General features: G+C 67.9%; 26 protein-coding genes and 1 pseudogene. 12 read left to right on the top strand and 15 right to left on the bottom strand.

Annotation, left to right across the window (positions count from 1 at the left end):
- A partial coding sequence (locus tag GWK61_RS05210) for a low temperature requirement protein A (RefSeq protein ID WP_194905514.1) occupies positions 1-683 on the top strand: 683 nt, incomplete at its 5' end.
- A gap of 30 nt (positions 684-713) precedes the next feature.
- On the opposite strand, the gene GWK61_RS05205 is transcribed toward GWK61_RS05210, so the two are convergent.
- The gene (locus GWK61_RS05205) at positions 714-1,124 is read right to left on the bottom strand and encodes a cupin domain-containing protein (protein ID WP_194905512.1); all 411 of its coding nucleotides are present in this window, start codon (positions 1,122-1,124) and stop codon (positions 714-716) included.
- Between the two features lie 127 nt (positions 1,125-1,251).
- Positions 1,252-1,734 carry a cupin domain-containing protein gene (locus GWK61_RS05200; protein ID WP_194905510.1) on the bottom strand — a complete coding sequence of 161 codons (483 nt, stop codon included), beginning with the start codon at positions 1,732-1,734 and terminating at the stop codon, positions 1,252-1,254.
- A gap of 234 nt (positions 1,735-1,968) precedes the next feature.
- Here GWK61_RS05200 and GWK61_RS05195 point away from each other — a divergent pair, with 234 nt between their 5' ends.
- Positions 1,969-2,421 (top strand): VOC family protein, encoded by a 453-nt coding sequence (locus GWK61_RS05195; protein WP_194905509.1) that lies wholly within the window; start codon positions 1,969-1,971, stop codon positions 2,419-2,421.
- Between the two features lie 87 nt (positions 2,422-2,508).
- Here GWK61_RS05195 and GWK61_RS58350 read toward each other — a convergent pair whose 3' ends face one another.
- The 3 genes from GWK61_RS58350 to GWK61_RS05185 form a co-directional block, all read right to left on the bottom strand.
- The gene (locus GWK61_RS58350) at positions 2,509-2,640 is read right to left on the bottom strand and encodes a hypothetical protein (protein WP_267254216.1); all 132 of its coding nucleotides are present in this window, start codon (positions 2,638-2,640) and stop codon (positions 2,509-2,511) included.
- 65 nt (positions 2,641-2,705) lie between these two features.
- Positions 2,706-4,124, bottom strand: coding sequence for a condensation domain-containing protein (locus tag GWK61_RS05190; protein WP_194905507.1), 1,419 nt, complete (start codon positions 4,122-4,124; stop codon positions 2,706-2,708).
- Between the two features lie 244 nt (positions 4,125-4,368).
- Positions 4,369-5,802: a chymotrypsin family serine protease gene (locus GWK61_RS05185; RefSeq protein ID WP_194905506.1), complete on the bottom strand. Its 1,434-nt coding sequence runs from the start codon at positions 5,800-5,802 to the stop codon at positions 4,369-4,371.
- A 184-nt stretch (positions 5,803-5,986) separates the two neighbouring features.
- Between GWK61_RS05185 and GWK61_RS05180 the strand changes: the two genes are divergently transcribed.
- Complete coding sequence (locus tag GWK61_RS05180) at positions 5,987-6,967, top strand: helix-turn-helix domain-containing protein (protein WP_194905504.1); 981 nt, start codon at positions 5,987-5,989, stop codon at positions 6,965-6,967.
- A gap of 78 nt (positions 6,968-7,045) precedes the next feature.
- Here the strand turns inward: GWK61_RS05180 and GWK61_RS05175 are convergent, their stop codons facing one another.
- Entirely contained in the window at positions 7,046-7,672 is a 627-nt protein-coding gene (locus GWK61_RS05175) for a TetR/AcrR family transcriptional regulator (RefSeq protein ID WP_194905503.1), read from the bottom strand.
- A gap of 88 nt (positions 7,673-7,760) precedes the next feature.
- On the opposite strand from GWK61_RS05175, the pseudogene GWK61_RS05170 reads away from it, so the two are divergent.
- Positions 7,761-8,543, top strand: a pseudogene (locus GWK61_RS05170) (beta-galactosidase); the annotation flags it as partial.
- 596 nt (positions 8,544-9,139) lie between these two features.
- Here the strand turns inward: GWK61_RS05170 and GWK61_RS05165 are convergent.
- The 3 genes from GWK61_RS05165 to GWK61_RS05155 all read right to left on the bottom strand — a co-directional run bounded on the left by GWK61_RS05165 (position 9,140) and on the right by GWK61_RS05155 (position 12,465).
- Positions 9,140-10,036, bottom strand: a complete 897-nt coding sequence (locus GWK61_RS05165; RefSeq protein WP_194905502.1) for a carbohydrate ABC transporter permease — start codon at positions 10,034-10,036, stop codon at positions 9,140-9,142.
- Positions 10,029-11,000 (bottom strand): carbohydrate ABC transporter permease, encoded by a 972-nt coding sequence (locus tag GWK61_RS05160; protein ID WP_194905500.1) that lies wholly within the window; start codon positions 10,998-11,000, stop codon positions 10,029-10,031. The genes GWK61_RS05165 and GWK61_RS05160 overlap by 8 nt, the downstream gene beginning before the upstream one ends.
- Positions 11,001-11,112: 112 nt before the next feature.
- Positions 11,113-12,465, bottom strand: coding sequence for an ABC transporter substrate-binding protein (locus GWK61_RS05155; protein ID WP_194905499.1), 1,353 nt, complete (start codon positions 12,463-12,465; stop codon positions 11,113-11,115).
- Positions 12,466-12,662: 197 nt separating this feature from the next.
- Here GWK61_RS05155 and GWK61_RS05150 point away from each other — a divergent pair, with 197 nt between their 5' ends.
- On the top strand, positions 12,663-14,054 hold the full coding sequence (locus GWK61_RS05150; protein ID WP_194905497.1) for an ROK family transcriptional regulator: 1,392 nt from the start codon (positions 12,663-12,665) through the stop codon (positions 14,052-14,054).
- Here GWK61_RS05150 and GWK61_RS05145 read toward each other — a convergent pair.
- Complete coding sequence (locus GWK61_RS05145) at positions 14,029-14,931, bottom strand: rod shape-determining protein (RefSeq protein ID WP_194905496.1); 903 nt, start codon at positions 14,929-14,931, stop codon at positions 14,029-14,031. The two genes, GWK61_RS05150 and GWK61_RS05145, sit on opposite strands and share 26 nt — an antisense overlap.
- 581 nt (positions 14,932-15,512) lie before the next feature.
- On the bottom strand, positions 15,513-15,767 hold the full coding sequence (locus GWK61_RS56035) for a hypothetical protein (RefSeq protein WP_228561760.1): 255 nt from the start codon (positions 15,765-15,767) through the stop codon (positions 15,513-15,515).
- On the opposite strand from GWK61_RS56035, the gene GWK61_RS56030 reads away from it, so the two are divergent.
- The gene (locus GWK61_RS56030; RefSeq protein ID WP_323747412.1) at positions 15,757-16,092 is read left to right on the top strand and encodes a hypothetical protein; all 336 of its coding nucleotides are present in this window, start codon (positions 15,757-15,759) and stop codon (positions 16,090-16,092) included. The genes GWK61_RS56035 and GWK61_RS56030 overlap by 11 nt on opposite strands.
- A gap of 284 nt (positions 16,093-16,376) precedes the next feature.
- Positions 16,377-17,180, top strand: coding sequence for a glycoside hydrolase family 75 protein (locus GWK61_RS05135; protein WP_194905493.1), 804 nt, complete (start codon positions 16,377-16,379; stop codon positions 17,178-17,180).
- A gap of 742 nt (positions 17,181-17,922) precedes the next feature.
- Here GWK61_RS05135 and GWK61_RS05130 read toward each other — a convergent pair.
- Together GWK61_RS05130 and GWK61_RS05125 are read right to left on the bottom strand one after the other, a co-directional pair.
- On the bottom strand, positions 17,923-18,483 hold the full coding sequence (locus GWK61_RS05130; protein WP_194905492.1) for a sigma-70 family RNA polymerase sigma factor: 561 nt from the start codon (positions 18,481-18,483) through the stop codon (positions 17,923-17,925).
- A gap of 282 nt (positions 18,484-18,765) precedes the next feature.
- Positions 18,766-19,092: a transposase gene (locus GWK61_RS05125; RefSeq protein WP_194905490.1), complete on the bottom strand. Its 327-nt coding sequence runs from the start codon at positions 19,090-19,092 to the stop codon at positions 18,766-18,768.
- 269 nt (positions 19,093-19,361) lie between these two features.
- Between GWK61_RS05125 and GWK61_RS05120 the strand changes: the two genes are divergently transcribed.
- Complete coding sequence (locus GWK61_RS05120; protein WP_194905489.1) at positions 19,362-20,210, top strand: dioxygenase family protein; 849 nt, start codon at positions 19,362-19,364, stop codon at positions 20,208-20,210.
- Positions 20,211-20,257: 47 nt separating this feature from the next.
- On the opposite strand, the gene GWK61_RS05115 is transcribed toward GWK61_RS05120, so the two are convergent.
- Positions 20,258-21,562 (bottom strand): WD40 repeat domain-containing protein, encoded by a 1,305-nt coding sequence (locus tag GWK61_RS05115; RefSeq protein WP_194905486.1) that lies wholly within the window; start codon positions 21,560-21,562, stop codon positions 20,258-20,260.
- A gap of 29 nt (positions 21,563-21,591) precedes the next feature.
- On the opposite strand from GWK61_RS05115, the gene GWK61_RS05110 reads away from it, so the two are divergent.
- From GWK61_RS05110 to GWK61_RS05095, 4 genes are all read left to right on the top strand, one after another.
- The gene (locus GWK61_RS05110; RefSeq protein WP_194905484.1) at positions 21,592-21,825 is read left to right on the top strand and encodes a hypothetical protein; all 234 of its coding nucleotides are present in this window, start codon (positions 21,592-21,594) and stop codon (positions 21,823-21,825) included.
- A gap of 99 nt (positions 21,826-21,924) precedes the next feature.
- On the top strand, positions 21,925-22,719 hold the full coding sequence (locus GWK61_RS05105) for a FadR/GntR family transcriptional regulator (RefSeq protein ID WP_194905480.1): 795 nt from the start codon (positions 21,925-21,927) through the stop codon (positions 22,717-22,719).
- Between the two features lie 113 nt (positions 22,720-22,832).
- Entirely contained in the window at positions 22,833-24,542 is a 1,710-nt protein-coding gene (locus tag GWK61_RS05100) for a class I mannose-6-phosphate isomerase (protein WP_194905478.1), read from the top strand.
- Complete coding sequence (locus GWK61_RS05095; protein WP_194905476.1) at positions 24,539-25,525, top strand: ROK family protein; 987 nt, start codon at positions 24,539-24,541, stop codon at positions 25,523-25,525. The genes GWK61_RS05100 and GWK61_RS05095 overlap by 4 nt, the downstream gene beginning before the upstream one ends.
- 136 nt (positions 25,526-25,661) lie before the next feature.
- On the opposite strand, the gene GWK61_RS59295 is transcribed toward GWK61_RS05095, so the two are convergent.
- On the bottom strand, positions 25,662-26,312 hold the full coding sequence (locus GWK61_RS59295; protein WP_194905474.1) for a LuxR C-terminal-related transcriptional regulator: 651 nt from the start codon (positions 26,310-26,312) through the stop codon (positions 25,662-25,664).
- Positions 26,313-26,436 lie beyond the last annotated feature (124 nt).

The raw sequence follows: 26,436 nt of genomic DNA, 5'->3' as shown, positions 1-26,436 counted from the left end.
GCTTCGGGCTCGGGCCGCACAGCGACGCGCAGGTGTGGGTGTTCGTTCTGCTCGCGGCCGGGGAACTCGCCGTCCCCGTGGTCGCCGAGCGCAGCGGCCCCACGCCCTGGCACCCCCGCCACATCGCCGAGCGCTACGGGCTGTTCACCTTGATCGTCCTGGGCGAGACGATCTCTGCCGCGACCGTGGCCGTGCAGACGACCGTGGACAAGGGGAGTTACCAGAACCTGCTGCCGATCGCGGCAGGCGGTCTGCTGATCGTCTTCGCCGCTTACTGGATCTACTTCGTCGTCCCCATCCACGAGCATCTCAGCGGTGCGCGAAGCGCTTTCCTGTGGGGATACGGCCACTACCTCATCTTCTCCAGCGCCGCGGCCATCGGCGCCGGGATCGAGGTGGCGATCGAGCAGGCCGTCGGCCAGGCTCCCATCAGCACTCTGAGTGCCGCCGCCGCGATCACCATTCCCACGGCGGTGTTCGTCTTCTTCACATGGCTGCTGCACGCGCGCCGCCACGAGTCGTCCCCGACGCAGCGGCTCGTCCTACCGTTGACTGCCGTGGCGATCCTGGCCTGTACGTTCGCGGGCAGGTGGGCGGTGCTGTACGCCGGTGGCGTGGCGGCGGCGAGCGTGGCGGCGTCCCTGGTCATGCGACACCGCGCCCTCGATGAGAGCGCGGTGTAGGCGCGCGCCGGCTTCGCCGCCGCCTGGCCGTCAGGGCTGAGTGAACCGCAGGTGGCGGCGTTCGGCCAGTTCCTCCGCGCCGACCAGCGTCAGAACGGGGCTGCCAGGGGGCGCGAACATGGTCACCACCAGCTGCGACTGCGCGTCGGCGAGGTTGTTGCCGCCCTGGTAGTGGATGACGTCGCCGCCGGGCTCGAACACGGCGTCACCGGCCTTGAGCACCCGGGGCGGCTCGCCCTCCAGCTCGAAGAGGATCTCGCCTTCGGTCACGTAGCCGAACAACGGCCCCGGGTGCCGATGCGGCGGTGCGCCGGGATCGCCGGGTGCCAGGGTGACTCGCACGGTCCTGGCTTCGGCCCCGGCCGCGATCCGGGCCGGCGCCTCCGGCAGGGTTGCGATCACCTCGACGCCCGGGGGCAGGTGTGTGTTCTCAGCGCTCATGTCTTCCTCCAAATGGGGACTGTCAGCAGCTAGGACAAGACGGTCTCCCTGTTTGTGACAGCTGTCTTGCCGAGGAGCTCATCCACGGTGGTCGGTGCACGGGTCGCCGCGGAATATCAGGGTTGGGCTACTCCACGAAGTAGGAGTCGTGCTTGGCGAAGAACGCCTCCCGTTCCTCCTGCGTGGCGTTCGCCAGCTTGCCGACCTGCTCGAAGTACTCTTCGCGCGGAGCACCCGGCGTGAACAGCAAGAGCATTTCGGCGTGCGCGTCGGAATCGTTGCGGAAAGCGTGCAGTCCGCCCTGCGGGACGTGCAGGAAGTCGCCTTTGTGGGCGTCGACCCACCGCTCGCCGTCGAAGAGACGGACCGTTCCTTCCAGGATGTAGAAGGACTCCGAGATCGTCTTGTGGAAGTGCGTCTTGGGCCCGCCGCCCCTCGGCCTCATCTCGACGTGGTACAGCCCGAACTCTCCCCTGGTCGTGGCCGTGGTCGCCAGGTAGTCGTGTGCGTCAACGCCTCGCTCTCCCAGCTCCGGCGCGCTGTCGGCCGGGCGGAAACGTGCGCTGACCTCGCCGGCTTCGCCCCAGTAGACCTGTTCCGGGTACGACATGGTCGCCATCCCTTCTGTTCGTTACTCGGCCTGAATCGGCCTGAATCGACCTGTCGACTCTTAGACCGGACTGGTCGGCTCTTTGTGACGCTGTGGGAGGCCTGCTGCTCTGCCTGTCACAGAAGGAAGCCCTGTTCGGTCAACACTGGTGGTAGCGGTGATCGCTCCGTGCCCCCGGTCCTGAAACCCCACAGGACTCCGCCAAGCAACATGTAGTCGAGAGGACGATGAATGATGAGATCACCCGGTGACCTTCCCGTGCCTGAAGACGGTCTCCTGCTCACGCTCTTCCTGACCGTGCGCGATGTCGCGGTCTCGCGACGGTTCTATGCCGACGTCTTCGGCGGCGAGGTCGTCATGGAGGAGAACCCGGCGATCGTGAAGATCGCCAACAGCTGGGTCATCATGAACCCCGGGGGCGGCCCCACCGCCGACAAACCGGGCGTTGTTCTGGAGGTGCCCCAGAACAGCGAGCGAGTGTCCAGCTTCCTGAACGTGCGCGTGGCCGACATGGCCGCGTTCTACGCCCGAGCCGTTGAGGCCGGTGCTTCCTTCCTGACCGAGCCCGTCGACCGTGCATCCGAGTTGCGCTGCTATCTGCGCGACCCGGACGGCTACCTCATCGAGGTGGGCCAGTCCACCGGCCTGCTTAGGGGAGTCCTGGCTGATCCGTCCGCGGACAGCTGAAACTCACGTCCCAAAGGCGTGTTTTGCAATGCATCGGCGCGATAGTGGCCCAACGGGTCGGCGGCCGAACCGGATCAGTGACGCGGATCAGCGGGGCAGCTGCGTGAGCGCGGCCTTGAACTCCTCGATGATCTTGCGGCCGGGGCTGCGGAACGCACCCCAGTACACGCTGGGGCCGTCGAACACTACGGACTCTTCCAATGACTTGCGGATCGCCATTACGGCAGGCTATCTCCACCGTGGTCACCGACACGTCGACGACGTCTACGCGAGCGCGTGCGCCGTCAAGAGTGAATTGCCGCCGCCGCCGTGCCGACGGGTACGGCCGGGTCAAGCGCGGCCGCGATCGCGACCGCCTCCATGTCCCTGGCCAATCCCTCGATCGTGGCGGGCGCCAGGTAGTGGGTGTCCGCGCACATGGTCAGCACGATGGCGTCGGCCGTGTCGTGGATGTGCAAGTAGAGCGGCTCGAAGGGGTTGTCCTTCTTCATGGACCAGCGAAACGTACTCCGAGCCGACTCCAGCTCCAACTGTTCGGCGGTGACGGGCTTTCCATCCCCGTCCTGGCTGTTGCCACGCCGGTCGTTGAGGAAGGCCCAACTGTAGCCGTCCCAGGGAGCAGCCTCCGGGCCGCGCTGCGCGGCGTCGCGCGCGAGCAGCGCGGCAAGACCGGCGGGGTCGTGGTACGCGTGCTTGTACGCGGCCATGGCATCGCGCTGCGCTCTGGCGATCACCTGGTCGACTGTGCTGTCGGCGGTCTCGATGACGCAGATGCCGGTCTGCACGAGGTTGGACACCATCCCGGCCAGGCCCGGGCGGAACCGGTTGCTCGCTTGCGGCCTGATGACCGCGGGGCTGAGCACGCCGCGTCGACCCAGCGCGATCGCGTAGAGCGCCAGCAGCACTGATGGCGAATCGGCCCCGGTGCGTCCGCCGATCGCCCGCACCGCCAGGTTCAGAGCCGGCGAAGTCAGTTCCCCGGTCCAGTGCCGCGGCTCGCGCCGGTCGGCGGATCGGGGGAATGGCCGCGGCTCCGCCGCCTGCAGCCTCTTCTCCCAGTACCGCAGGGATGCCGCGCTCTGGCGCCGCCCCGCCTCAGAATGCTGCCAGCGGGCCAGGTCCAGCTGCTCGGTGCCGGACGGAGGCTCGGTGTCCCGCGCCGCCATGTCCCGGCCGATGATCTGTGCGCCGAAACCGTCGGTGACCAGGTGGCAGGAGTAGACCACCAGGTATGTGGGCACGCCGTCGCGCCGTACGACGGCCATGCGCACCGGCCATTCGTTCTCCAGGTCGCGCGAAGCGGTGCGGTAGTGCACATCCACCGTCGCGGCCAACTCGCGGGCGCCGTCCTCATCCGCGGCGTCGTAGATCTCCAGCGCGGTCCGGCCCGACGCGGACAGCACCTGGCTCGGCACGCCGCTGTCGTCGAAGGACAGGCGCGTGCGCATGGACGGGAATCGGGAGACCATGAACCGCAGGTCCTCGGCGACGGCTTCGACGGTGGTGCCGGGCTCGAGCGGCAGGGTGCCGCCCAGGCACAGCCACCCCTTCTGCCGCATCGTCAGCAAGATCTCGGCCTGGCCCCAGGTCAACGGGCCGCTTCCGGAGCCCTGCCCATCGAACGCCACCGGCACGCGCGCGCTGGGGACCGGCAGGACCGCGGGGACATCGGCGGGGTTCTCGGCCGGCAGCGTCACGGCCATCTCAAGCCGCCGCCGTCTCGGCGACGTGAACCGACTCCCGGTCACCGGCACGACCTATCTTCGAGTCCTTATTCACGAGTCGCCACGGTACCAGCGGGCGGACACGCCCTCAATCGGTCCGCAGTATGAACAACCATCGCGTGATCTGAAGTGTAAAAGCCCCAGCTCAGAACCCTGAGCTGGGGGGATTTCCGTAACCAGGATCTGGGACCGAACTGCATGGAGTCCCATCGAGTGCGAGCGCTCAGCCCAACGTCGTGATCCTCAAGCCGTTGTAGGGGGCCATGGCGTCGATGACGTCCGTGAAGGAGACGTTGCGGCTGCACGTGATCTTGGGCGGGAAGCCGAACACCGGGGCCAGCGGGTTGTCGCATTGTTGGGTGGCGGAGTTGGGCACGGCTCCATGGATGAGGCCCACTGCCACGTCCTCCGAGCCGTTGCCGGTAAGGGTGAAGACCGGGCCGCCGCTGTCGCCGTTCTCTCCGAGGATGGTCGGTTTCGAGTTCTCGTCGAAGGCGTCGATGACGTGCACGCAGCCCAGTGCCGTGTCGCCGCAGTCGAGATCGCTGGTCGAGGTGACCAGGCCGCCGCAGGCCACCCCCGTGATCGCGCCGGACGTGCAGACGAAGCTGTTGACGCCGACGTGGGCGGCCTTGGCTACCTGCTTGGAGGTCTGGCCGGGCTTCCAGACGCGTGGGCCGTCGTACACGTCCGGGCCGGAGCCGCCGTTGGGCGTCGTGTTGATGAACGCCGCGTCGTACGGCTTGTTGCGTCCTTCTATGTTCCCCACCAGATTGCCCACGCCGGTGTACGCGGTGTTGCCGTACAGAAGACCGCCGCCGCAGTGCGCAGCCGTGATCATGTAGTTCTTGCCCTGCGAGGGCCAGTTGGCGGCGAAACCGCCGCTGCAGGCCGCGCCGACTGTATTGGGTGACGACAGCAGTCTGAACGTCAGCAGGTCCCCGCCATAGAACGGGCTGAGGTCCGCTTCGCGGGTGTACAGCGGGGTCGGCTGCGCCTGAGCCGCTACCGTGACGTCGCCTTGGGCCAGTGCGGCTTGCAGGTGGGGCAGGCCGGTGGCGAGCGCCGGGCCGGTGTTCGCCAGCTGACCGGTGCTTGCCGCCGCGGCGGTACCGCTACCGCTGCCGCTGCCGTCCGCAACGACGCCGACGCTGATACCGCTGCCGTCGGTGGGGATGGTGATCCGCGCGACGCGATGGACTCCGCTCAGCTGCGCGTCCTGGGCGATGGCAGCCGCCTGAGTGTCCAGTTCGAGCTTTGAATGCGCCGCATTGACCAGGCGAACGCCGATGCCGCCGGCCCGCACCGCGTCGATCCGGCGCAGTTCGGCGGGGCTGGGCTGACCGTGCCAGTACACGGTCAGCGACCTGGATCCGAGATCGATGCTGAAGTTCGTGTAGCCCGAGCGCGGGTTCGCCGCCGCGGCATCGGCGATGCTGAACCCGGCGGCGTTGAGCGGGTTCTGCACCGCGAACAGGGCGGGCCACGAGGCGAAGCCGGCCGGCAGGCCGGAGCCCGGCTGGGCGGCGCTCGCCGTGCTCGGGGCGCCCTGCGCGGGGGTCGCGCGGGCGATGCCCGTCGTCATCGCGCTGCCCACGGAAGTGAGCAGCGCGAGGGTGGCGAGCGAGATGGTTTTCAGCCTCAACGTTTTGTTCATCCGGCACTCCCATGCATCCCGAGCTGACAGCCGACCGGCCGGGCGGCTGCCTCGTGATCGCAGCAGCCTGCGATATGTCAGGAGTATGTGATGCGGTTCCGCCGACTGGTCGTGCCCTTGCCGCGCGTGTGAACAAGACTGAACAATGCCTATTGTTCAGTCTTGTTCGGCCGGGGAGTGATGAGTGGCAGGACGCAAGCGGAGCGAGGTCGTCGGCGCCGGCGCCCTGGCGGCCCTGGCCGACCGGCTGCGGAGGCTGCGCGACGACCAAGGCTTGACATTGCGGGAGCTGGCGCACAAGTCCGGGTACTCCCACGCCAGTTTGTCGACCGCCGAGAGCGGACGACGCCGGCCGAGCTGGGAGCTGCTTCAGGCGTTCGTCCAGAGCTGCGGCGAGGACCCGGTCGCTTGGCGGCAGCTGTGGGAATTGGCCGGTGACCCCGCTGCAAACGCTGCCGCCCCAACTGTCAGTGCTCTGACTATCCCTGCGACCGGCAGTGAAGCTCTGCCTGACGTGCCGGACGAGCCATCCTCGGCGGAGGCGCCACCCACTGCCGTCGGCGCCACGACCACTCTCGGCCGGTCCCGTGTGCCGTGGCGCGATCGTCCGGGCCTGCGTAGCCGTCGTGGCATGCTCGCGGCCGGCGTTCTTGGCGTCGCAGTGGCCATCGCCGCAGGTGCGGTCTGGGCTTTGGACCCTGAGCCGACCAGCGGTCACCCGCGCGTCCCGGCCGGCATGACGCTGAAGCCACAACCGCCGCCGCCCGAACCAGAACGGCGATCAGGGCTCTTGACGCTGCGGCCCGGCGAGGTCGCGGACCTGGATTCGAACGCACCCGACTGGGGAGTGGTGAAGGCGCCGGGAACCGAGGTCGACGACGTCTGGTTCAGCGACACTGACGACAGCCTGCACGGCAACCGGAACGCCGACATCGCCGTCCTCCCGCCCGGAACCATCGGCACCTTCGACGACTGCGCCCTGGAGCAGGACTACGGCGTCACCTTGGCCCCCGCGCGCATCCACCCGGGCCAGCTCGTCTGCAACATCACCAGCGACAACAGAGTGGCGCTGCTGCGCATCGTCGACGTTCAGTACGACTACCGCGGAGCTCCCGATCAGGTCGCGTTTCAAGTGGTGGTCTGGGTCAAACTGCACAAGACGTGAGCCCGCACCTCGCCAGGCGTGAATCAGGCCACGTCGGTGACAACCCGCCCCATACCTTCCTGCGCCGGCTGCTACCGACTATCCGCCGACCACCGTGACGCGGGTGAGTGTGGTCGCCGTCCGTACGATGCTGGCGACGGCGTCCTCCGGGCTCAGACCACTGAGATCCATCAACGAGAACAGCGCCTCGGCTCCCATCACGACCGACAGGTCGCGCTTGAGCTGGGTCAATGCCTCCTCGTCGACGGTAGAGGAGTCGGCGAGAGGTTGAAGCGCCTCGGTGATGAGCCCGAAGCGCAGGCCCGGGCGCTGCGATGAAGCGGCTGGCCTGATGATGGTCGCGGCGATCATTGCGCGGACCGCGCCCTGGCGGGCCAAGACGTGGCGGGCCAGGTACTCGGCGGCGGCGCCGATGCGCTCGACGGGGTCGGTGGAGTCTGCGACGGCGGCCAGGGCTTCGGCCGGTTCGGGGAGTGTGTCGGCCATCGCCTCGGCCAGCAGGCTGGCCAGGTCGGGGAAGTAGCGGTAGGCGGTGGCTTCCGAGACGAGCGCGGCCTTGGCGACCTCCGGCATCGTCACCTCGCTGCCGGAGTTCATCAGCTTCGCGGCGGCGGCGACGATCGCGGTGTGGGTGCGCCGCTTCTGGTTGACGCGACCGGTGGTCTGCGACGACGGTATGGCTTGCGTGCCCTGCGGGGTGGCCATCGATGTCCTTCCGTGCCGAATCGGCGAGTCAGCTCCCATTATAAGAGCCTGCTTGCATAATAGCCATGGATCGATCTCGCCCGACGACGAGCAGTTCGTCACCACGTGCATCTCCTACACCCGCGCCGCGGTGGAGGACGACGAGCTGACCGACAGCCTCGACATCGCCTCTGGCAACCCCTACTACGACATGCAGGACGGCCTGGCCCTCCCGGACCCGACCCCGGACAGCCACGAACAGAAGTGGAAGACCACCGGTGTCTGGGCCCTCTACCAGACCGCGGACTGGATGTTCTCCTCACGCCAGGCGCCGTTCCTGGTCACCGAAACCAACGCCGGCTCCATCGGCTTCCCCTGGGACAACCGCCCGGCCTTCGACGGGCAGTGGCGGCAGGCCGCCTGGGCGCTGGTCGGCCGGGGCGCGCGCATGATCGAGTACTGGCACTGGCACACCCCGCACTTCGGCGCCGAGACGTACTGGGGCGGGATCCTGCCCCACAGCGGGCAGCCCGGACGCGTCTACGCCGAACTGGCCCGGCTCGGCGAGGAGTTCGATACGGCGGGCGCGCTGGTGGCCGGGATCGAACCGGACGCCGACATCGCGATGGTCTACTCGACGCCGAGCAAATGGCTGATGCAGAAATACCCGCCGCTGGCGACCCCGGACGGCGGCCCCGACCCGGCGGCCTACCACTGCATCTTCGACCCCTTCTACCGCGGCGCTTTCGAGGCCGGACGCCAGGTGCGCATCGTCCACGCCCGGCAGCTCCACGACCCCAGCGGGCAACGCGACGGGATGACGCCCGAACAGGCCGTGAACCGGCATCCGGTGCTGATCGCCCCGGCCCTGTACCTCGTCGACGACGCCACCCGCATGGCAGCCGGTTCCTGCTCAAGAACGTCGGCACCGGCCGCTTCGCGACGATCGCCCAGGGGTCGTCGGCAGACTTGGCCAAGGCGGTCTCCTGGACCGAGCTGGACTCCCCGGACCAACTGTGGAGCGTCCAGCGCCTCGACACCGACTGAACCACTCCGCGCCCGCCGGGGGAGCAGCGCGCCGACATGCGACCGGCGCGCTGCGCCGCTCCAGCACCTCCGGTTGTTTCAAAGCTTGAATGAAGGGTCGCTCCCGACCGGGTCGCGGTTGCCGTTGAGCGCTATTTCTTGACACCGGCTGTCCGGTCAGCTTGGCACAGTGGACCCCGCGCTGCCTTTGATCTTTCGTGCCCACCACACGGGGCAGACGGCCGCCCGCACGACGCGTGCGCAGTGACTCGGACTCATGCGTGGTCGTGTTCGCGAAGACCGGCGGCCGCCAGCGCGAAATGACTCGTTCAACCGAACTGCGTCCCCCCGCGAGGTCATCAAACCATGCGCGAAGCCGTAAAAAGCCCTTAAAACCCACAAGCAAACCGCACCCGCCACACCCATCCGCCACCAGCCACCCACACACAGGCCAACAACGCCCTACTTCACCGACCCCGCCGTCAGACCGGCGATCAGATAACGCTGCAAGGCCAGGAAGGCAACCACCACCGGCACGCTCACCACCAGCGAAGCCGCCATGATCTGATTCCAGTAGACGTCATTCTCTGAGGCGTAGTTCCGCAGCCCCACCGCCAAGGTCCGAGTGTTGTCATCCGTCATCACCGACGCGAACAGGACTTCGCCCCAAGCCGTCATGAACGAATAGACCCCCACCGTGATGATCCCCGGCCGGGCCGCCGGCACCACGATCCGCAGCAACGTGCCCAACGGCCCGCTGCCGTCCACCGCCGCGGCCTCGTCCAGTTCGCGCGGAATCGAATCGAAGTAGCCTGCCAGGAGCCAGATCGAGAAGGGCAGCGTGAACGTCAGATACGTGACGATCAGGCCCAGCCGGGTGTTCGACAGCGTGATGCCCGTGTCGTTCCCGATGTTCACGTAGATCAAGTACAGCGGCAGCAGGAACAAGATCCCCGGAAACATCTGCGTGGACAGCACCGTCACGCGGAACACCTGCCGTCCTCGGAAGCGGTAGCGGCTCACCGCGTAGGCCGCGAAGACCGCGATCACCACCGAGATCACCGTCGAACACGCCGCCACGACCGTGCTGTTCACGAAGTACCGAGCCAGCGGAACCGTGCTCCACATCTCCACATACGGCTGGAACGTCAGGTGCGAGGGCAGCCAGTCGAACGACCCCTGCACATCGACCAACGGCTTCACCGAGCTGCTGATCATCACGAACAGCGGCGTGGCCGTGAACAACCCCAGCAGCGTCAACGCGATCCGCCGCGTCCAGAGGAACGACTTCGGCGGAGCCAGCGGAGAGCGGTACTTCGCGTCGCCGGGGGAGCGCGCCGGACCGGGAGTGCTAGACATCGGCAGCCTTCCTTCCCCGGCTGGTGGCGGCCAGGTAGGCCACGGTCACGACCAGCAGGAACAGCAGCAACAGGACGGACATCGCGGAGCCCGACCCGAAGTTCCAGTTCTGGAACGACGTGTCATAGATCTGCAGCGACAGTAGGTTCGCCTGCGGCGCGGCCACGTTCCCGAACAGCACGAACGGCGTGTTGAAATCGTTGAAGTTCCACAGGAACAGCACGAGCACCAGCACCAGGTTCACCGGCCGCAACGAGGGCAGTGTGATCTTCCGCAAGCGCTGCCAGACCCCGGCCCCGTCCACGACAGCAGCCTCATACAGGTCGGTGGGAATGCTCTGCATCCCCGCCGTCACCACCAGGAACGCGAACGGCCACGTTCGCCACACCGCCGTGATGACCAGCGACACGAAAGCGTTGTTCCCGATCAGCCAGAACGGCGCGTGCGAGGTCAGATGCAGATCGTGCACGATGACCTGGTTCACCAGCCCGTGGTCGCGCTGGAACATGAACTCCCAGGTGATGGTGGCGCTGAAGGCCGGCAGCGCATAGGGGACCAGGAAGTACGTGCGCAGCAGACCACGCCCCCGGAAGGGGTTCTGCATCAACACGGCGGCGCCGGTCCCGATCAGCCACGAGATGGCGACCACGAGCACTGTGAAACCCAGCGTCACGAAGAACGAGTGCAGCAGGGCCTTGCCGACCGCGTTGTTGAAGTTCAGCGCGAACCGGTAGTTGTTCAGGCCCGCGCTCGGGGCGCCCGTCCAGTTGCGGATGAAGTAGATGGTGAGCTGCTTGAAGCTGATCCAGACGCCGACGAGCATGGGGATCACGTGCACCAGCAGCTCGAAGCAGATCGCGGGGAGCAGTAACAGGTACGGCAGCGCTTTGTGCCGCGTCGACCGGCGGCGATCGGCCGCCGCCAGCCGACGCAGGGATCGATCGCTGTCGGTGGCTACGGTCATCGTGAGCGCGTTTCCTTCCGTTCCGGACACGGGGTACCGCCGACCGGTCGCGGCGGCCGGTCCCGCGCCCCCTGGTGAGACGGGGTGCGGACCGGCCGCCGTGCGCAGTGGGTCAGCCCCCTGCTTCCATCTTCTGCTGGGCCTGGTTGAGCGCGTCGCCGACCATGGAGTCCGTGATCGCCTTGCCGCCGGCGGCGTCGGCGAACAGGGTCTTCATAGCCGTGCCCACGGAGGTCTCGAACTGGCTCTCCTGCACGATCTCCGGCATCGCGGTCGCCGAGGAGGCCAGGACGTTCTGCAGCACCGTGTCGTCGGTGGTCTTGAACGCCGGGTCGGAGTAGGCGTCGGACACCGACGGCAGCGAGCCGTAGGCCTTGTTGAGCGTGATCTCCTCGGGCTGGCTCGTCATGAACTTCACGAACTGCAGCGCGGCGTCCTTGTGCTTGGTGTTCCCGAACACCGCCAGGTTGATCCCGCCGACCATGGAGTCGATGTGCTTGCTGCCGGCCGGCGGGCTGGCCGGGAACGGCAGCGGCGCGACGCCGTACTGGTCCGCGGTCATGCCGTACTTGGCGAGGTTGGCCCCGGCGGGCTGCCACATGAGCATGGCGGCCTTGCCGCTGGCGAACTCCTGGAGCGCCTCGGTCCCGTTGGAGGATTCGGCGTCGCTGGGGTTCACGATCTTGTCCGTGGCCATGAAGCCGACGATCTGCTTGATCGCCGCGACGTTCTGCGGCGTGGTGAACGTCGGCTTGCCGGCGTCGTCGAACCACGACCCGCCCTGCTGTTCGCTGAACACGAACGCGGCGTGGGCGTTCTCCGGGATCTGGCCGGCCTCCAGGGTCAGGCCCCACTTACTGGTCCCGTCGGTCAGCTTCTTGCCGTCCGCGACCAGGTCGTCCCAGGTCGCCGGTGGACTGGCGATGCCGGCGGCGGCGAACGCGGCCTTGTTGTAGTAGAGCCCGTAGGCCGTGGAGTAGATCGGCACGCCCACCGGGGGCTTCCCCGCGGCGCCGGTCGCGGCCAGCGCACCGGGCAGGAACCGCCCGGTGTCGCCGATCTGGGTCATGACGTCGGCGGAGACGGGTAGGAACGCCCCGGTCGCCTGCAGTGAGGCGGACCAGGTGTTGCCGATGTTGACCACGTCGGGACCCTGGCCCGAGGTGGTGGCGGCCAGGATCCGGTTGAGCAGGTCGTTCCAGCCGATGACTTCCAGGTTGACCTTGACGCCGGTCTTGGCCGTGAAGGCTTTGAGCTCGGGAGTCAGGACCTTGACGTCGTCGGCGATGGAGCTGCCCTGGTCGCTGGCCCAGTAGGTGATCGATTGGCCGGACGCCGGGGCGCCGGAGGAGCCGCTGGTGTTCGTGGCCGACGGTTTGGTGTCGCTGCCGCACGCGGTGAGAAACAGGGCGACAGCTGCTGCGGTGAGTGCTGCGGTGGTGCGGCGATGAGCGAGTCCGTGCATTGGGACACCTTCCTGAGGTGTGCCCGCCCCCTGTGCAGCTGTGCAAGGAGGTGGCGGGGTGGACCTGGCCTCGTGCCGTACGACAGGCCGTGGGAGCGGCCGGCCGCCTTTTTTCACGCCTAAGTTCGTGGTCCGATTTAACTTCTGGTTTAAGGTGACGTCAAGGGGACGGGGGATGCGCACGATGAAGGAGGTTCATGGCGGTCCAGGGCGGCGGGAACGTCCGCGACGTGCGTGACGTCCGCAGGTCGAACAAGTCCCTGCTGTTGCGGCATCTGTACTTCCACCGGCTGATCAGCAGGCTGGACCTGAGCCGGGCGACCGGGCTGAGCACCGCCACGGTGAGCAGCGTGGTCGCCGAGTTGATCGAGGCCGGCCTGGTCGTCGAGGCCGGCGCGGTGGAGTCGGAGGGCGGCCGGCCGCGCATCCTGCTGGACGTGAACGCCCCCGGCTTCCAGGTGGTCGGCGTGGACGTCGGCGAGACCCACATCCGGGTCGAGCGCTTCGACCTGCTTCTCAACGAACTGGCCCGGGCGGAGATCCCGGTCGTGGCGGGCCGGTACGAACCCGAGGCGGTGGTCGCCGAGATCGCGGCCGGGCTGGCCGCCGTCGGCGTGCCGGACGCGGGCCTCGGTGTCCCGGTCCCGGTCCCGGTCTTGGGCGTGGGTATCGGGCTGCCGGGCATCGTGGTCGGCCACCCGGACTCGGTCGTGCACTGTCAGACGATCGGCTGGGACGCGGTCCCGATGGCGGCGCTGATGCGCGAGGTCACGGACCTGCCGGTCTTCATCGACAACGGCGTGAGCACCATGGGGCAGGCCGAGATGTGGTTCGGCGCCGGGCTCGGCGCCGCCGACACGGTCTTCCTGCTGATCGGCTCGGGCATCGGGTCCGCGATGACCGTCGGCGGTCTGTCCTACCGCGGGTCGACGACCAGCGCGGGGGAGTGGGGCCACGTGACCGCCGAGGTCGGCGGCCGACAGTGCCGCTGCGGTGCCCGCGGATGCCTGGAGGCGTACATCGGCGCCGAATCCATCATCGCGCGGTTCTGCGAAGTGGAGCGGGCTGAGCACGGCTCGGCCGTCACTGGATCGGCGGCGGGCACTGGACCTGCGGCCGTCACCGGACCCGCGGCCGGCGCCGCTGCCGATCATGCGGCCGCTCCCGCGCCGATGGACGAGGAGGCCGCGCTGCTGGACATCCTGGCCGCCGCCCACGAAGACCCCGCCTCGGCGCGGGCCCGAGCCGCGCGGACCGTCCTGGACGAGACGGCCGTGCACCTCGGCGTCGGCATCGGCAACCTGATCAACCTGTTCAACCCCGAGCGCGTGATCGTCGGCGGCTGGGCCGGCCTGCTCCTGGCCGACGAGATCCTGCCGCGGGTCCGCGAGGTCGCCCGCGAGCACTCGCTGCGCTACCCGTTCTCCCGCACCAGCCTCGAACTCGGCCGCCTGGGCCGCGACGCCGTGGCCCGGGGTGCCGCGACGCTGCCGGTCGCGCGGTTCCTCGACGATGGCGGCAAGGTCATCCCCGCCGAGCGCCGCCGGGTACTCCAACAGGATGTCAGGGGCGGGTATCCGGCTCAGTGAACAGCCGGTCCACCCCGTCGAGCAGGGTCCTGAAACGGTCGTACCTCCCCTTCGGGTCGACCGTCCGCCGCGCGGGCAACCCGCTGAGGCCGGCCAGGTACTCATCCACTCCGGCGGGGTGCTGACCGGTCAGCAGTAGTCCGCCGGCGACCGCCTGCCGGGCGGTCTCGGGCGGCGCATCGCGCAACACCTGTGCCACCAGGTCCGTCACCGGCTGGTAGGCGGGGGTCAGGACAGCCCGCAGCTCCGTCGGCGTCACAGTGGCTTGGGGGCGGACGATGGTGCCGTCCTCGGCGACGACCCTGCCGGTCATGGTCCGGGGACCCGCCACCGGTGGCGAGGCCGAGGGCCGGAACGCGCCGCCGTCGACGGCGGCGATCCATGCCTCCTCCAGTCCGACGTCGAGCCCATGTTCGGCACGCAGGTGACCGATCACCGCCTGGGCCAGACCCTGCGCGCCGCCGGCGGCTACGCCACGGGCGACCACCTCGCGTCCGGCGACGACGGCGACGGAGGTGTGTGCCACGTCCGAGTGCACCACGACACACGCGGCGGGCTCCGGGTCCAGTCCCGCCCCGGCCAGCGCGGCCACTGTCTCCTCCACCACCGTCACCGTCGCCGCCGGACACAGCTGCCGGGCTGTGTCCACAGCGGGCCCCACTCCCGGGTGCGCACCGGCCCCGGGTGCCACGAGAGCCACCGACCCGATCGGCCAGTACAACTGGCCCGGCCTCGCCGCACCGGCCAGCACCTCCGCCGCGAGCGACGCCTCCACCCCCGCGCCCGGGATCCAAGCCAGCTCCAGCACCACCCGCGTGGGCGAGCTGAGGCTCCGGTCGACCCGGAGCGGGTCCCGGCCCCACCAGTACAGATCCATGCCTCAACCCCCGCGTCTCGTCCGGTGGAAGCGAGCTTAGAGCGCGGCAGCCGGCCTTGTCGGCTGCTTGCTGAGCCCTGATGATCAAGATATTGAAGCAGTCCGCTCAGGATGCGATCAGGTCAACACCGACTGCGAGGCATCCCGGTGCAGGAAACGGGCGGCGAAGCTTCGCCGCGCGGTGCGGCGCAGCTCCTGCGCGGCCGAAATCGCCTCCCGAGCCACCGAGCCGTTCGACCACGCCACGAGCCTCGCCCAAAGCGTCAGGAAGAGACTGGACGAATCCGCCTGATGTGATCGCGTGATTCGGCGGCTGCGCGGGCAGAGGCTGCACCGGCTGCCGCACTCTCGCCTGACCCACGAGGTCGAGAACGGTATCAGCCCCTGACCTTGCTGGCGATCTCCTGCCACGCGAGCGTCCGCAGCCTGGAATCCCTGCGCCCGCCCCGGCATCGACGCGGTCGCCGCACATGTCGCATTCACCCAGCCTGCAGCCCGGCGGCACCGACTGAACCGTTCCACGGTGATCGTCGTAAAGCACAACCGTCGGCCGGCCGTCTCATGTCCACTCCGGCCCCTTATCAGAAAAGGGCAAACAGAATGCGACTCAACGTGATCAAGACTTGCGGTGTCGCGACCGCAGGTTTCGCGATTTTGATGCTCGCTGCCGGGTGCGGCAGCTCGAGCCCGAGCAAGTCGGCCGCAGCGCCGTCCTCGCCAGCGCTTTCCGCCACGGCATCCGCGCCGTCGGCGTCCCCGACGTCGGCATCCGCGGCGTCGGCGGACGTCACCACGGCGTCGGCGCCCGGGCTCGGCACCATCGTCGTGGATGCCAAGGGAATGACCCTCTACCGCTTCGACAAGGACAGTGCGAACCCGCCGACGTCCAACTGCGCCAGCACCGGCGGATGTATCACCGCCTGGCCCCCGGTACCGGCCACGACCTCGGTCGGCGGCATCTCCGCCGGTCTCGTCGGCTCCATCACCCGCACCGACGGGACCAAGCAGCTGACCATCGCCGGCTGGCCGATGTACTACTTCGCCAAGGACACCGCCGCCGGCCAGACCAGCGGCCAGGGCGTCTTCTCGGTGTGGTGGGTCATTGCCCCGGACGGCTCAGAGATCAAAACGGCTGCGCCGTCGGCATCCTCCACCCACTGACCCCTGTCTCGGTCGGGTCCGCCTATCTCGACTGACGGCAAAGATCGGGTTGTGCGGTAGATGCAGGTCCGGAACCCTCTCGCTTCGTGGGGGAGGGTTCCGTGGCTGTGAATGTTGGCATCGTGGCGTCGAAGAGTGCCCTCTCCACAAGATCGAGAAACTCAGTCCTCGAACATGAAGAAAACTTAAAGATGATCAACCGAAAATGATTGTGCACCCCGTGGAAGGGTGCTTCCATGCGCGTTAGGAAACTTTCCTGACGAGAATGGAGGCACCCCCACCCCATGTCACCGACTCGCATGCGCGTTGCTCTGGCAGCCGCCGGAGCTCTCGCGCTCGCCACCCAGTTCGCCGCCGCGAACGCTCACGCCGCGGTTCCCCACGCCGCCGCGGCCAGCCACTCCGCCGCGGTGCGGAAGGCCGCCTCGCCCGACTACACGGCGGCCCAGGTGCTGGCCGGCGTCCAGCAGAACTCGACGGCCGCGAACCAGGTCAACACGGAGCCGCACATCAACACGATGACGCGGGCCATGAACGTGAACGTGTACCAGGTCGCCAGTGGCGTCTACGCCTACACGTCGAGCATGGCCATCGATGACGACGGCAGCGACCCGGATCCGGACCCCGACCACCAGGACAGCACGACCTTCACAGACAGCAACGGCGAGTCTTTGGCAGCGCACCACGTGCCGTATTACGTGCTGGGCGCCGACTGCTGGGACAACCAGACTCCCTGCCCGCACTTCTTTTACCAGGAGCACGGCATAGCCGGCGGGCAGTTCGCGCTGGTCTTCTATCAGGGCCAGGTCATCGGCGCGATCCTCGGTGACACCCAGACCGCGAACGACCAGACCACCTCGTCCAACGACTCGCGCGAGCTCGGCGAGGCGTCGGTGAAGACGGCCTCGCTGCTCGGCATCCCGGACAGCGGGACCACCGGCGGAGTGAGCGACGGCGTGACCGTGGTGATCTTCTCCGGCCCGCAGTGGGTCGTGAACGGCACCAACGCCAACCTGAACGACACCACCCAGGCTCTGGTGCAGCAGGCGCTCGACACCCTCGGCGCGCAGATGGCAGGCAATCAGTAGCAGCCGCAGGACCCCTGCCTCGGGCCCAGGGGACGACTCCGGCAACACCCGAGAGCGCGATCAGGCGATCAGGTATGGCCTGATCGCGCTCTGCGTTCCGTCGACAGGCTGCGTCTTCCTCGGCACCGCCACCACCCTCGCAGCCTTCGTCATCTGGCTCCGCACATGATCGACCGGAAAAGCTCCAGCGGGGCTTGGTTTGGCTCGGCTCAGGTGATCGTGAGCCGTTCAGGTCCGACCACCAGGTCGGCGGCCGCCAGTCTGCCGGGCGGCGCGGGGTCAGGTTGCCCACCAGACGCACCGTGGCCGGGGCGTCGCTGCGCGGGAACTCGAACCCGGGTACCGTCAGCGCGGCGGTACGGTCAGGAACCGTGACGACTCCGTCGACGAATGCCGGGAACGTCTCGGTCGTACCGAGGGATCGCAGCACCTCGTTGATCCGGTCCTGGGTCGGCTGCATCGCCCTGGCGAAGCCCGCGTTGGCGGCGATGTCGGCCGCCTGCCCGTCTTCGAGGGGGCCGACCGGCACCGGGCCGAGAAAGGTCGTGTCCCGGCTGCTGAGCGCTAACGGTACCGCGGAGACCGCCACCCAGCGGCGCGGCTTGGGACCCGGAGCCCCCATGGCCGGCGGCACCGCGCCCAGGAACGCCTTCTCGCCCCTGACCGGGAGCGCGGACTACGATTACAGGGAGATCGCGGGTTCTCTGGACCGCGCGAACCTCACGCCGCTTGTCAAGGCGGTTCAAGGGGTGAAGCCGCGCTTCGCCAGGGCCTCTTGCAAGGCTTTCAGCGCCAGGTAGGTGCGCGACTTGACGGTGCCGGGCGGAATGCCGAGCAGCTGCGCGGTTTGCCCGACGGAATAGTCGAGGAACTTGACATATATCAAGATCTCGCGATGTATCAGTGAGAGGTCTTTCATGGCGTCATGAACGATTGTCTTGACGTCGACCGCGTCGGTGGGCTCGTGTACCGGTATATCGGGCACTTCTTGATCGGTGGTCTCCGGCGGGCGGCTACGCCGTGCGCGGTGGCGGTCGATGGCCAGGTTGCGCAAGACCTTGATGAGCCATGTCCGGATGCCGTCGGCAAGAGGATCGAGAGTGGCTGCGGACCGCCAGGCACGGAGTACCGTCTCTTGGACGAGGTCTTCGGCCTGGTGGCGGTCGCCGTATGCCAGTCCTGACGCGTACCGGAGCAGGTACGGCCCGTGCTTGTCGTAAACGGCGCGGATGAAGGTCTCTGCGGAGTTCTCGCGATCCCGACACAGAGGCTGGCAACCCTCGATCGTGGCTGTGTACGTCATGGCGGATTCCCTGGTGCACTCGCGGAGGAGGCGGGAGCGGTCCCGTCGGTCCTCTCTGCGGTCACGGACGTCTAGTTGGCCAGGTGCCCGGTGCTTTCCCGGTGCCCGGGCACGTCAGAAACGGTATGCAATGGGTAGTGGTTACTTGCAAGGGGTAATGGTTCCCATCGGGTACCGTAGGAGCTTGGAGCTGCCCCCTGCGCACTACTCACATGTGGACTCGCGGGGTGTGAGAACTTTCAGATCATTTCCCCGATGTGTTCCCGGGACCGCTCCGGTGGATCAGGGTTCATCGCGCGCTTGGAAGCTCCCGTCGTGGATCCAAGGCAAAATACGGCGGTCGTCGGCGCTGTCGCCGAGCGCGGTGGCCAGCCGTTCCCAGGTACCGTCCGCGCGCCACTCGTAGAACAGCGCGTACGCAGTCTGGTGCGGTCCGTACTCTGCGGGGAGGCGGTTCCAACTTGCGCCTTCCCGGAAGCGCCAGCGAATGCCGTCGATGAGCTGTCGACGTGATCTGAGCTGGGGCCGACCGCCTTTGCGCCGGTTCGCCGGTTGCGCCAGTAGCGGCTCCAGGCGGGCCCATTGGGAGTCGGTGAGGTCGTCGTCCACGTCGCCTCCTCGTTCGCGGCTCTGGCGCGCCTGGGCAAGCGGGCCGGCCGTAGGGCGCGTGGACTTCTTACGTGCGGCAGAGCCATTGGGTTCATCCCCGCACGCGTTGCCGCAGTTCCGCAGAGGTCCGCTTCGGCAGCCGTCCAGCAGTACCCAGTGGGAACCATCAGCCCTTGCGGGTAACCACTGCCCGTCACATACCGTTGCTGGCCTTGGTTAAGGGCCTTGACGAAGCTGAACCCTGAATCCGCATCTGCCCAGGAGCCGCCATGATCTCGCCGGAAGAACTCACCGCCAACGTCCTCGCCAGCCATGAAGAAGTGCCCGATCCGCGGCTGCGCGTCATCATCCGGTCCCTGATCACGCACCTGCACGCGTTCGCCACCGAAGTCGTGCTGACCCAGGACGAGTGGGCCGCCGGCATCGCTTTCCTGACCGCGGTCGGCCACATGACCGACGACAGGCGGAACGAATTCATCCTGCTGTCGGACACACTCGGCCTGTCGATGTTGGTCGACCTCGTCGACCACTACTCCGATGCGGGCGAGACCGAGTCCACGGTGCTGGGGCCGTTCTGGGTCGCGGACGCGCCGTGGCGCGAGAACGGCGCCGTGATCGCGCGTCCCGAGGACGGCGACCCCCTGCACCTGACCGGCCGAGTGCTCACCACGGGTGGTGAACCGATCGCCGAAGCGATCGTCGACGTCTGGCAAGCCTCGGCCAAGGGCCTGTACGACGTGCAGGATCCGGAACAGACACCCGGGAATCTGCGCGGCCGCTTCCGTACCGGAGCAGACGGCGGCTTCGACTGCTGGACGGTGCGTCCGGTCCCCTACCCCGTCCCCACCGACGGTCCCGTCGGCAAGATGGTGGCCGCGCTCGGCCGCCATCCCTGGCGAGCCGCGCATATCCACTTCCGCGTCAGCGCGGACGGATACCAGGCGCTCACCACCCACCTGTTCGACGCGGAGAGTGAGTACCTCGACAGCGACGTCGTCTTCGGGGTGAAGGAGATGCTGATACGTTCCATCCGGCGGGTCGAAGGCGTCGTGCCGGAGGAGCTGGCATCGAAACGGTTCGAGTATTTCGAGATGAGCGGCGATTTCATCCTCGCCTGACCTTGATGTAGTCGCCTCACCGCTGAAGTGCTCCGATAGCCGGTCGCCTATGCGGCACCTCTTGATGATGTGCGCCAGCGTCGCAGTGTTCTGTCATCGAGCACCGCGAGCTCGCCGGAGCCGACATGGTGATGCGTCGGTACGAATCCCGCGATCGTGGCCGTGCGCTGTCCGGTGTCGGGGTCCCATACCTCCAGGCCGCCGGGCGAGGCGGAGTACAGGCGCCTCGCGTCGGCGAACAGCTGCCCCTGCGGGCCGGCGAACATTCCGGTGCGAGTGCCCGTCTCCGCCTGGTAGATCTCGACTCCGTCGAGCATGGCCTCGTCGTCGTCTCCGATGCCGCCGATCACGATGTAGTCGTCGTCGAGCCAGCACCATGGGTTGTTCCAGCGGTACCAGCGTTGGGTCAGCCTGCATCGTGACGGTCCGTCCTCGGATTCCCACACGTCCGCACCGAGCCATCGCTCCAGGCTCCAGACGACCGGGACCCCGACGGGTGACCAGACCCAGCCGTCGTCGGCGATTCGTCGCTGGTTCGGCGAGACCGAGATCGCGCCGTGGAAGTAATCGAGATGGTGTTCGGGCGGCAGGCCGTCGCGTTCCGAGGTGCTTGTCACGCGAGCTGTCAGCAGTTCACCGGTGGCCGGGTCGCTGACGTCGAGTCGGTTCCAGGCTGTCCGGTGGATGACGACCGTGCGCCCGCGGTGTTCGGCGAACGCGACGGAGAACGGCACCGTCTCCTCGTGGTAGCCGCCTCCGTCCAGGACCATCGTGGTCTTCGCGGTGGTCAGATCGATGACCGAGCCGTGGCGGCCGAAGTCGTTGACGACGGCGGCGAACCTGCCGTCGGCCGAGCTGTGCAGCCGGGTTCCCGCGCGGTGGTTCATCCAGGGTTCTCGGGCTGACTCGTCGGGGACCTCTGATACGGCTTGAGGGGAGGTGAGCCCCGACTGTGTGTCCCACCGAACGATCGCCCCTTCCCGGTCCAGCACCAGCCAGACCCCGGGCTGTGTGGCCACCGGCGCGATGTCCATGACGCTGCCGAGCTCGTCCGGCAGTACCGAAGTCGCGATCGTCGGGTCGACGGGCTCGGGACGTTCGCCGATACCGGGTTCGCCACGCCAGCCCAAGAACTCGCCGTCCTCTTCAGCGCGGCTGACGCAACCCTCGCAGACCTCGAACACCTCCGCCGCGTCGTCGACGCATATCGGGCAGCGGAGTTCCCACCGCATGCCGTCGCCCAGCAGCAGTCTGAAGAAGCTGACGCTTTCGGCGGATGGGCTCTCGAACAGATGGCGACACGTGCGGCTGGCTCCCGCGACGGCGACGTGGCCGCAGGTGAGAGGTTTCATGACGCCAGTGTGCCCGACAGCCTGCCGTCATGATCGGCTCTCCGACGTTGCTCTCGATAGTTCACATCTATCGGGGAGATGATGCGTCCGATCTTGGCCGGTGGAGCGCCGAAGTGCAGCAGTGTTTCGACGACGGCAGGTCGTCGAACCCAGTATCTCCCTCCATCTGGACGAAAGAACCAGATCTATCTAGCGAGTCGGCCACCATTGCCAGAGGCGTTATCGGTCGTTTTGATACGCTGGAAGGCGATCTCTGCGCCTGATGTTGCGCAAAGTTCTCTCAGATACTTCCCTTCCGGGCCGGGCGATGCGATAGTGGCGGCCAAATAGATCTGATTCATTTGAGGGCGAGGAGTCGCGTGGTGGGCGAGACGTCGGACCGCTACCGTCCGGGGTACGAGCTGGTGGCGGAGCAGTTGTTGGGCTACATCGCCGAGCAGAACCTGATGCCGGGCGACCGGTTGCCGACCGAGCAGGGCTTGGCCGAGATCCTCGGGGCGACCCGCAATGTCACCCGCGAGGCGGTCAAGGTGCTGGCGGGGATCGGCAGGCTCAGCGTCCGCAAGGGCGTCGGGATCTTCGTCGCCGCCTCGTCGGGGGCTCTGGCCGACGACCACCTCGTGCACTTCCAGCCCACCAAGATGGACCACGTGCTGATGCTGCTGGACTACCGGCGGCTGATCGAGTCGGAGACGGCGCGGCGTGCCGCGACGCTCGCGACTCCGATCGAGGTCCGCGCGCTGCGGGAGAACGCCGAACTGTCGGTGACCGCCGCAAGGGCTGCCGACACCGACGAGTTCGCCCGGGTCGACGCACGGTTCCACGAATGTGTCGGCGACGCCGCGCACAACCTCTTTCTGCGGTCGGGTGTGTCCCACATCCGACGGGTGCTGTCCCAGTCGGACGTTCTGCTGTTCCACGGGGACGTGCCGGGCTCGCTGGAAGCCGCGGGCGACCAGCACCTCGCCATCGCCGAGGCCATCGCGGCAGGCGATGCCGAATCGGCGGCGGCACAGATGGCCGCCCACATCGACACCACCCAGCACCAGTTCGAGCGCAGGATCCGCGACCGCGTGTTCAACCGGACTCCGAAACCGGTCGCGTCCGCCCCCTCGCGGCAGTCCAGGCCGCCGTCCCGGGAGGCCTCCGCCTCCTGAGGGAGTGTCAGCTTCCTGACAAGCGCAGCTCACTCGTACATATCAACGTGACCGGTGGCGTAGTCGTGCTTTTAGTTCCATGACGGATTTTGCTGATCGAGGAGATATCGCAAATGCCGGGTTCCGCTGTCTACGATGCCCACCCGTGTTATCCGCCGGTGGGCGGGACCACGGGGTCGGGGTGGGCGGCGGCCGCCGCGACCTTGCCGCCCGACTGCGCCGTCCTGGCGGTGGACGGACCGGCCATCGCGGACTGGGACCAGTTCTGCGTCGGACTGTCCCTGGCACTCAATGTTCTCGGCCGTCCGACCGCGTTGCTGGACCTGCGCACGCGATTCGCACCGTGGGAGCGGATCCTCGCCTTCGGTGGCGCCGACGCCTTGGCCGAGGACCCCGACTTCGCCGCGCTGGAAACCAGAGCACTGGCTGACTTCTTCGACGAGCTTCCCCGTTCGCAGCGCACTCCGGGTTCGGTACTGATCGTTTTCGGTCCGGGAGCCGCCCTGGTCGAGCACGACGTGCTGTGGTACGCGGACCTGCCCAAGCGCTACGCCGAGGCCGCGATCACGGCCCGGGAAGCCCTGAACCTGGCCCAGCCGTCCGACCGCGGCCCGGGGACCACCCGGCGCCTGTTCTACATCGACTGGCCGGTCCTGGACCGGCACCGGGACACCCTCGTGGACGACATCGCGCTGTGGCTGGACACCCAGGTTCCCGAGCAGCCGCAGTGGTTGTCCGGGGAGACACTGCGGAGCACGCTGTCCGCTCTGTCGCGGCGACCGTTCCGGACCCGGCCCACCTTCAACTCCACACCGTGGGGCGGCCACTGGGGCCAGGAAACACTCGGTTACGGCCGCAAGCAGCCCAACACGGCACTGGGCTATGAGCTGATCGCGCCTGAGAGCGGTCTGCTCATCGGTGCGGACGCAGACCACGCCGCCGAGGTCCCCTTCCAAATGCTGATCGCCCAGCACCCCGGAGAGGTCCTCGGAGAACCGGTGCATGCGGTGTTCGGTACTTCTTTCCCGATCCGCTTCGACTATCTGGACACCTTCGGCGGCGGCGCCCTGTCTGTGCACTGCCACCCTCAGCCGGACTACATGAAGGAGGTCTTCGGCTGGGCCTACACCCAGCACGAGACCTACTACGTGATGGTCAGCCAACCCGGACGCCGGGTGTACCTGGGGCTGCGGGGAGATGCCGACGTGGACAGGTTCCACCGTGAAGCCCATGACGCACATCACCACGGCCGCCCCTTCACCATGGACGACCATGTGCAGAGCTTCCCCGCTGATCCACACCAGTTGTTCCTGATCCCGGCCGGCACCCCGCACGGCAGCGGTGAGGGGAACGTGGTGCTGGAGGTCTCCGCCACCCCCTACCTCTACAGCCTGCGGTTCTATGACTGGCTGCGGCGGGGCCGGGACGGCAGCCAGCGGCCGGTGCACGTCGAGCACGCGTTCAACAACCTGGACACCGGCCGCACGGGGGACCAGGTCGCCCGGGACCTGGTCCAGCAGCCACGGACCCTGCGTCAGGGGACGGATTGGCGCGAGGAGGTCATCGGCAGCCTGCCGGAAATGTTCTTCGACGTCCGGCGTACCGTTCTGGAGTCCGACGAGGAGGTGGGCGACGACACCGCAGGCCGCTTCCATGTGATCAATGTGGTGGAGGGTGACGGCGTGGTGGTGCAGACCGCTGACGGCCACCGCCACGACCTGGCCTACGCGGAGACTTTGACCATCCCGGCCGCCGTGGGCCCGTACACGCTGCGCCGTCTGGGGCCGTCGGCGGTGCGCATCGTGAAGGCGCTGGTGCGATGATCTGCACCCGCGCCGCCGGGTCGGCCGGAGCCGGTAGCGCGTGGATTCCGGCCCTCGACATCGGCGGCACACACGTCACCGCAGGTCTGGTCGACCTCGCCGAACGCCAGGTGCGCATTGCCGAAGGATGGCGCCGGCCTCTGTCCCCGGATGGCTCCGCAGACGACATCGTCGATGCCGTCGTCGCCGCCGCGCTTGCGACGGGTGCGGGACCCGGCCGGCACTGGGCGGTCGCCGTCCCCGGGCCCTTCGACTACGAGGCGGGCATCGCGCTGTTCCACGGGGTCGGCAAGTTCGAGGCACTCCACGGTTTCGACCTGCGTGCGGCGTTGACGTCGGCGCTGCCCGAGCCTGCGTCGGTGACGTTCGTCAACGACGCCGACGCTTTCCTGCTCGGGGAGTACACCGCAGGAGCGGCGCTGCGGCACGAACGCGCAGTGGGGATCACTCTGGGCAGCGGCGTCGGTTCGTGTTTCCTGGCCGGCGGCAAGGTGGTCGCGGACGGCCCGGACGTGCCACCGCAGGGACGGATGGATCTGCTGACCCACGACGGACGGCCGCTGGAGGACACCGTCTCGCGGCGCGCCATACGCGCCGCCTACGCCGACGTCACCGGATCCCCAGGTGGACCGTCGCAGCCGGATGTCAAGGATCTGGATGTCAAGGGTCCGGATGTCAAGGAGATCGCCGAGCGGGCCCGCGCCGCGGACGCCGCCGCCCAGCAGGTCCTCGACCACGCCATGACTGCTCTGGGACTCGCGGTCGCACCCTGGCTCGCCCGGTTCCAGGCCACCGTCCTGGTCGTGGGCGGTTCGCTCATCGGCTCCTGGGACCTGCTCGCCAGACCACTGCAAGCAGGAATCGCCCTGGCAGAACCGGCGGTGGCCTGGCGGCTTGGCGTGGTACGTGCGCTCATGCCGCTCCAAGCGCCGCTGCTCGGAGCCGCCGTCGGGGCGGAACAGGCCTGGAAGTCCAAGGACTGAATCCTGTGGGACCTGGCCCCGACGGACGGCTGGCCCAGAAGCCGTCCGTCGAGGGATGGTGGTCCCCACACATCATCCGGATAGAACTACGCACCCGCGCGCTTACCGGTTCACTCGCCGCGGTTGGCGAACATCGTCAAGCCCGGGGCTTGTACGGCACGCTCAGGCTCGAGACGCGGGTCGCCAGTTCCCGCCGGCTTTGCACCCCCAGTTTCCGCAGCACGTTGCTGACATGGTTCTTCACCGTCTGCGGGGCCAGGTGCAGTTCGTTGCGGATCTCCTCGTTGGTCAGGCGCTGCATCAACAGTGCGACGACTTCCTGCTCCCGCTGGGTCAGGTTGGCCGCCGACAGTGTGCTGGTCGACGCCGCGCACGCCGCCTCGCGGCCGAGGAGCCAGCTGCGCTGGTCCAGCGAGGTGGCCCAGACCGCCTCGACCAGGTCCTCCGGCTCGACGGACTTGTGGACGAAGCTGTCCGCGAGGGATGCCACGCAGTCGGCGATGATCTGGGCGCTGCGGTCGCCGGCGTAGACCACGGTGCGTGGCTGGGGTGTCAGTTTCTTGATCGCGCGGCACAGTTCCAGGCCTTCGTTCTGCGCCTGGAGGTGCACGTCTGTGACGACTATGTGGGCGCGTGCGTTCTCGGCGAGCCGAACGCCGTGCGACGCGCTCTGGGCGGTGCCGACCACCGTCAGGCGCTCGTCCCTGGCCAACGTCTGCGCGACCGCCCGGCGTATCAGCGGAAAGTACTCCACGACCACCACACGGGCCGGACTGCGAAGCTCCACGGATTTCCCTCCGACTGAGAGTGGACCCTCTGGCCCTGAACTGCTGACAGCGGTGGCGCCCCTCGTTGGCCGTCAGCCCGCGCCTGTGTTTCCAGCGGTGACTCCCGCTACCGGTAGCCATGGA

The organism is Catenulispora rubra (assembly GCF_015356825.1).
GTDB lineage: Bacteria > Actinomycetota > Actinomycetes > Streptomycetales > Catenulisporaceae > Catenulispora > Catenulispora rubra.
Note: the sequence above shows the minus strand (reverse complement) of the source record. Positions and strands in the feature narration are given on the sequence as shown.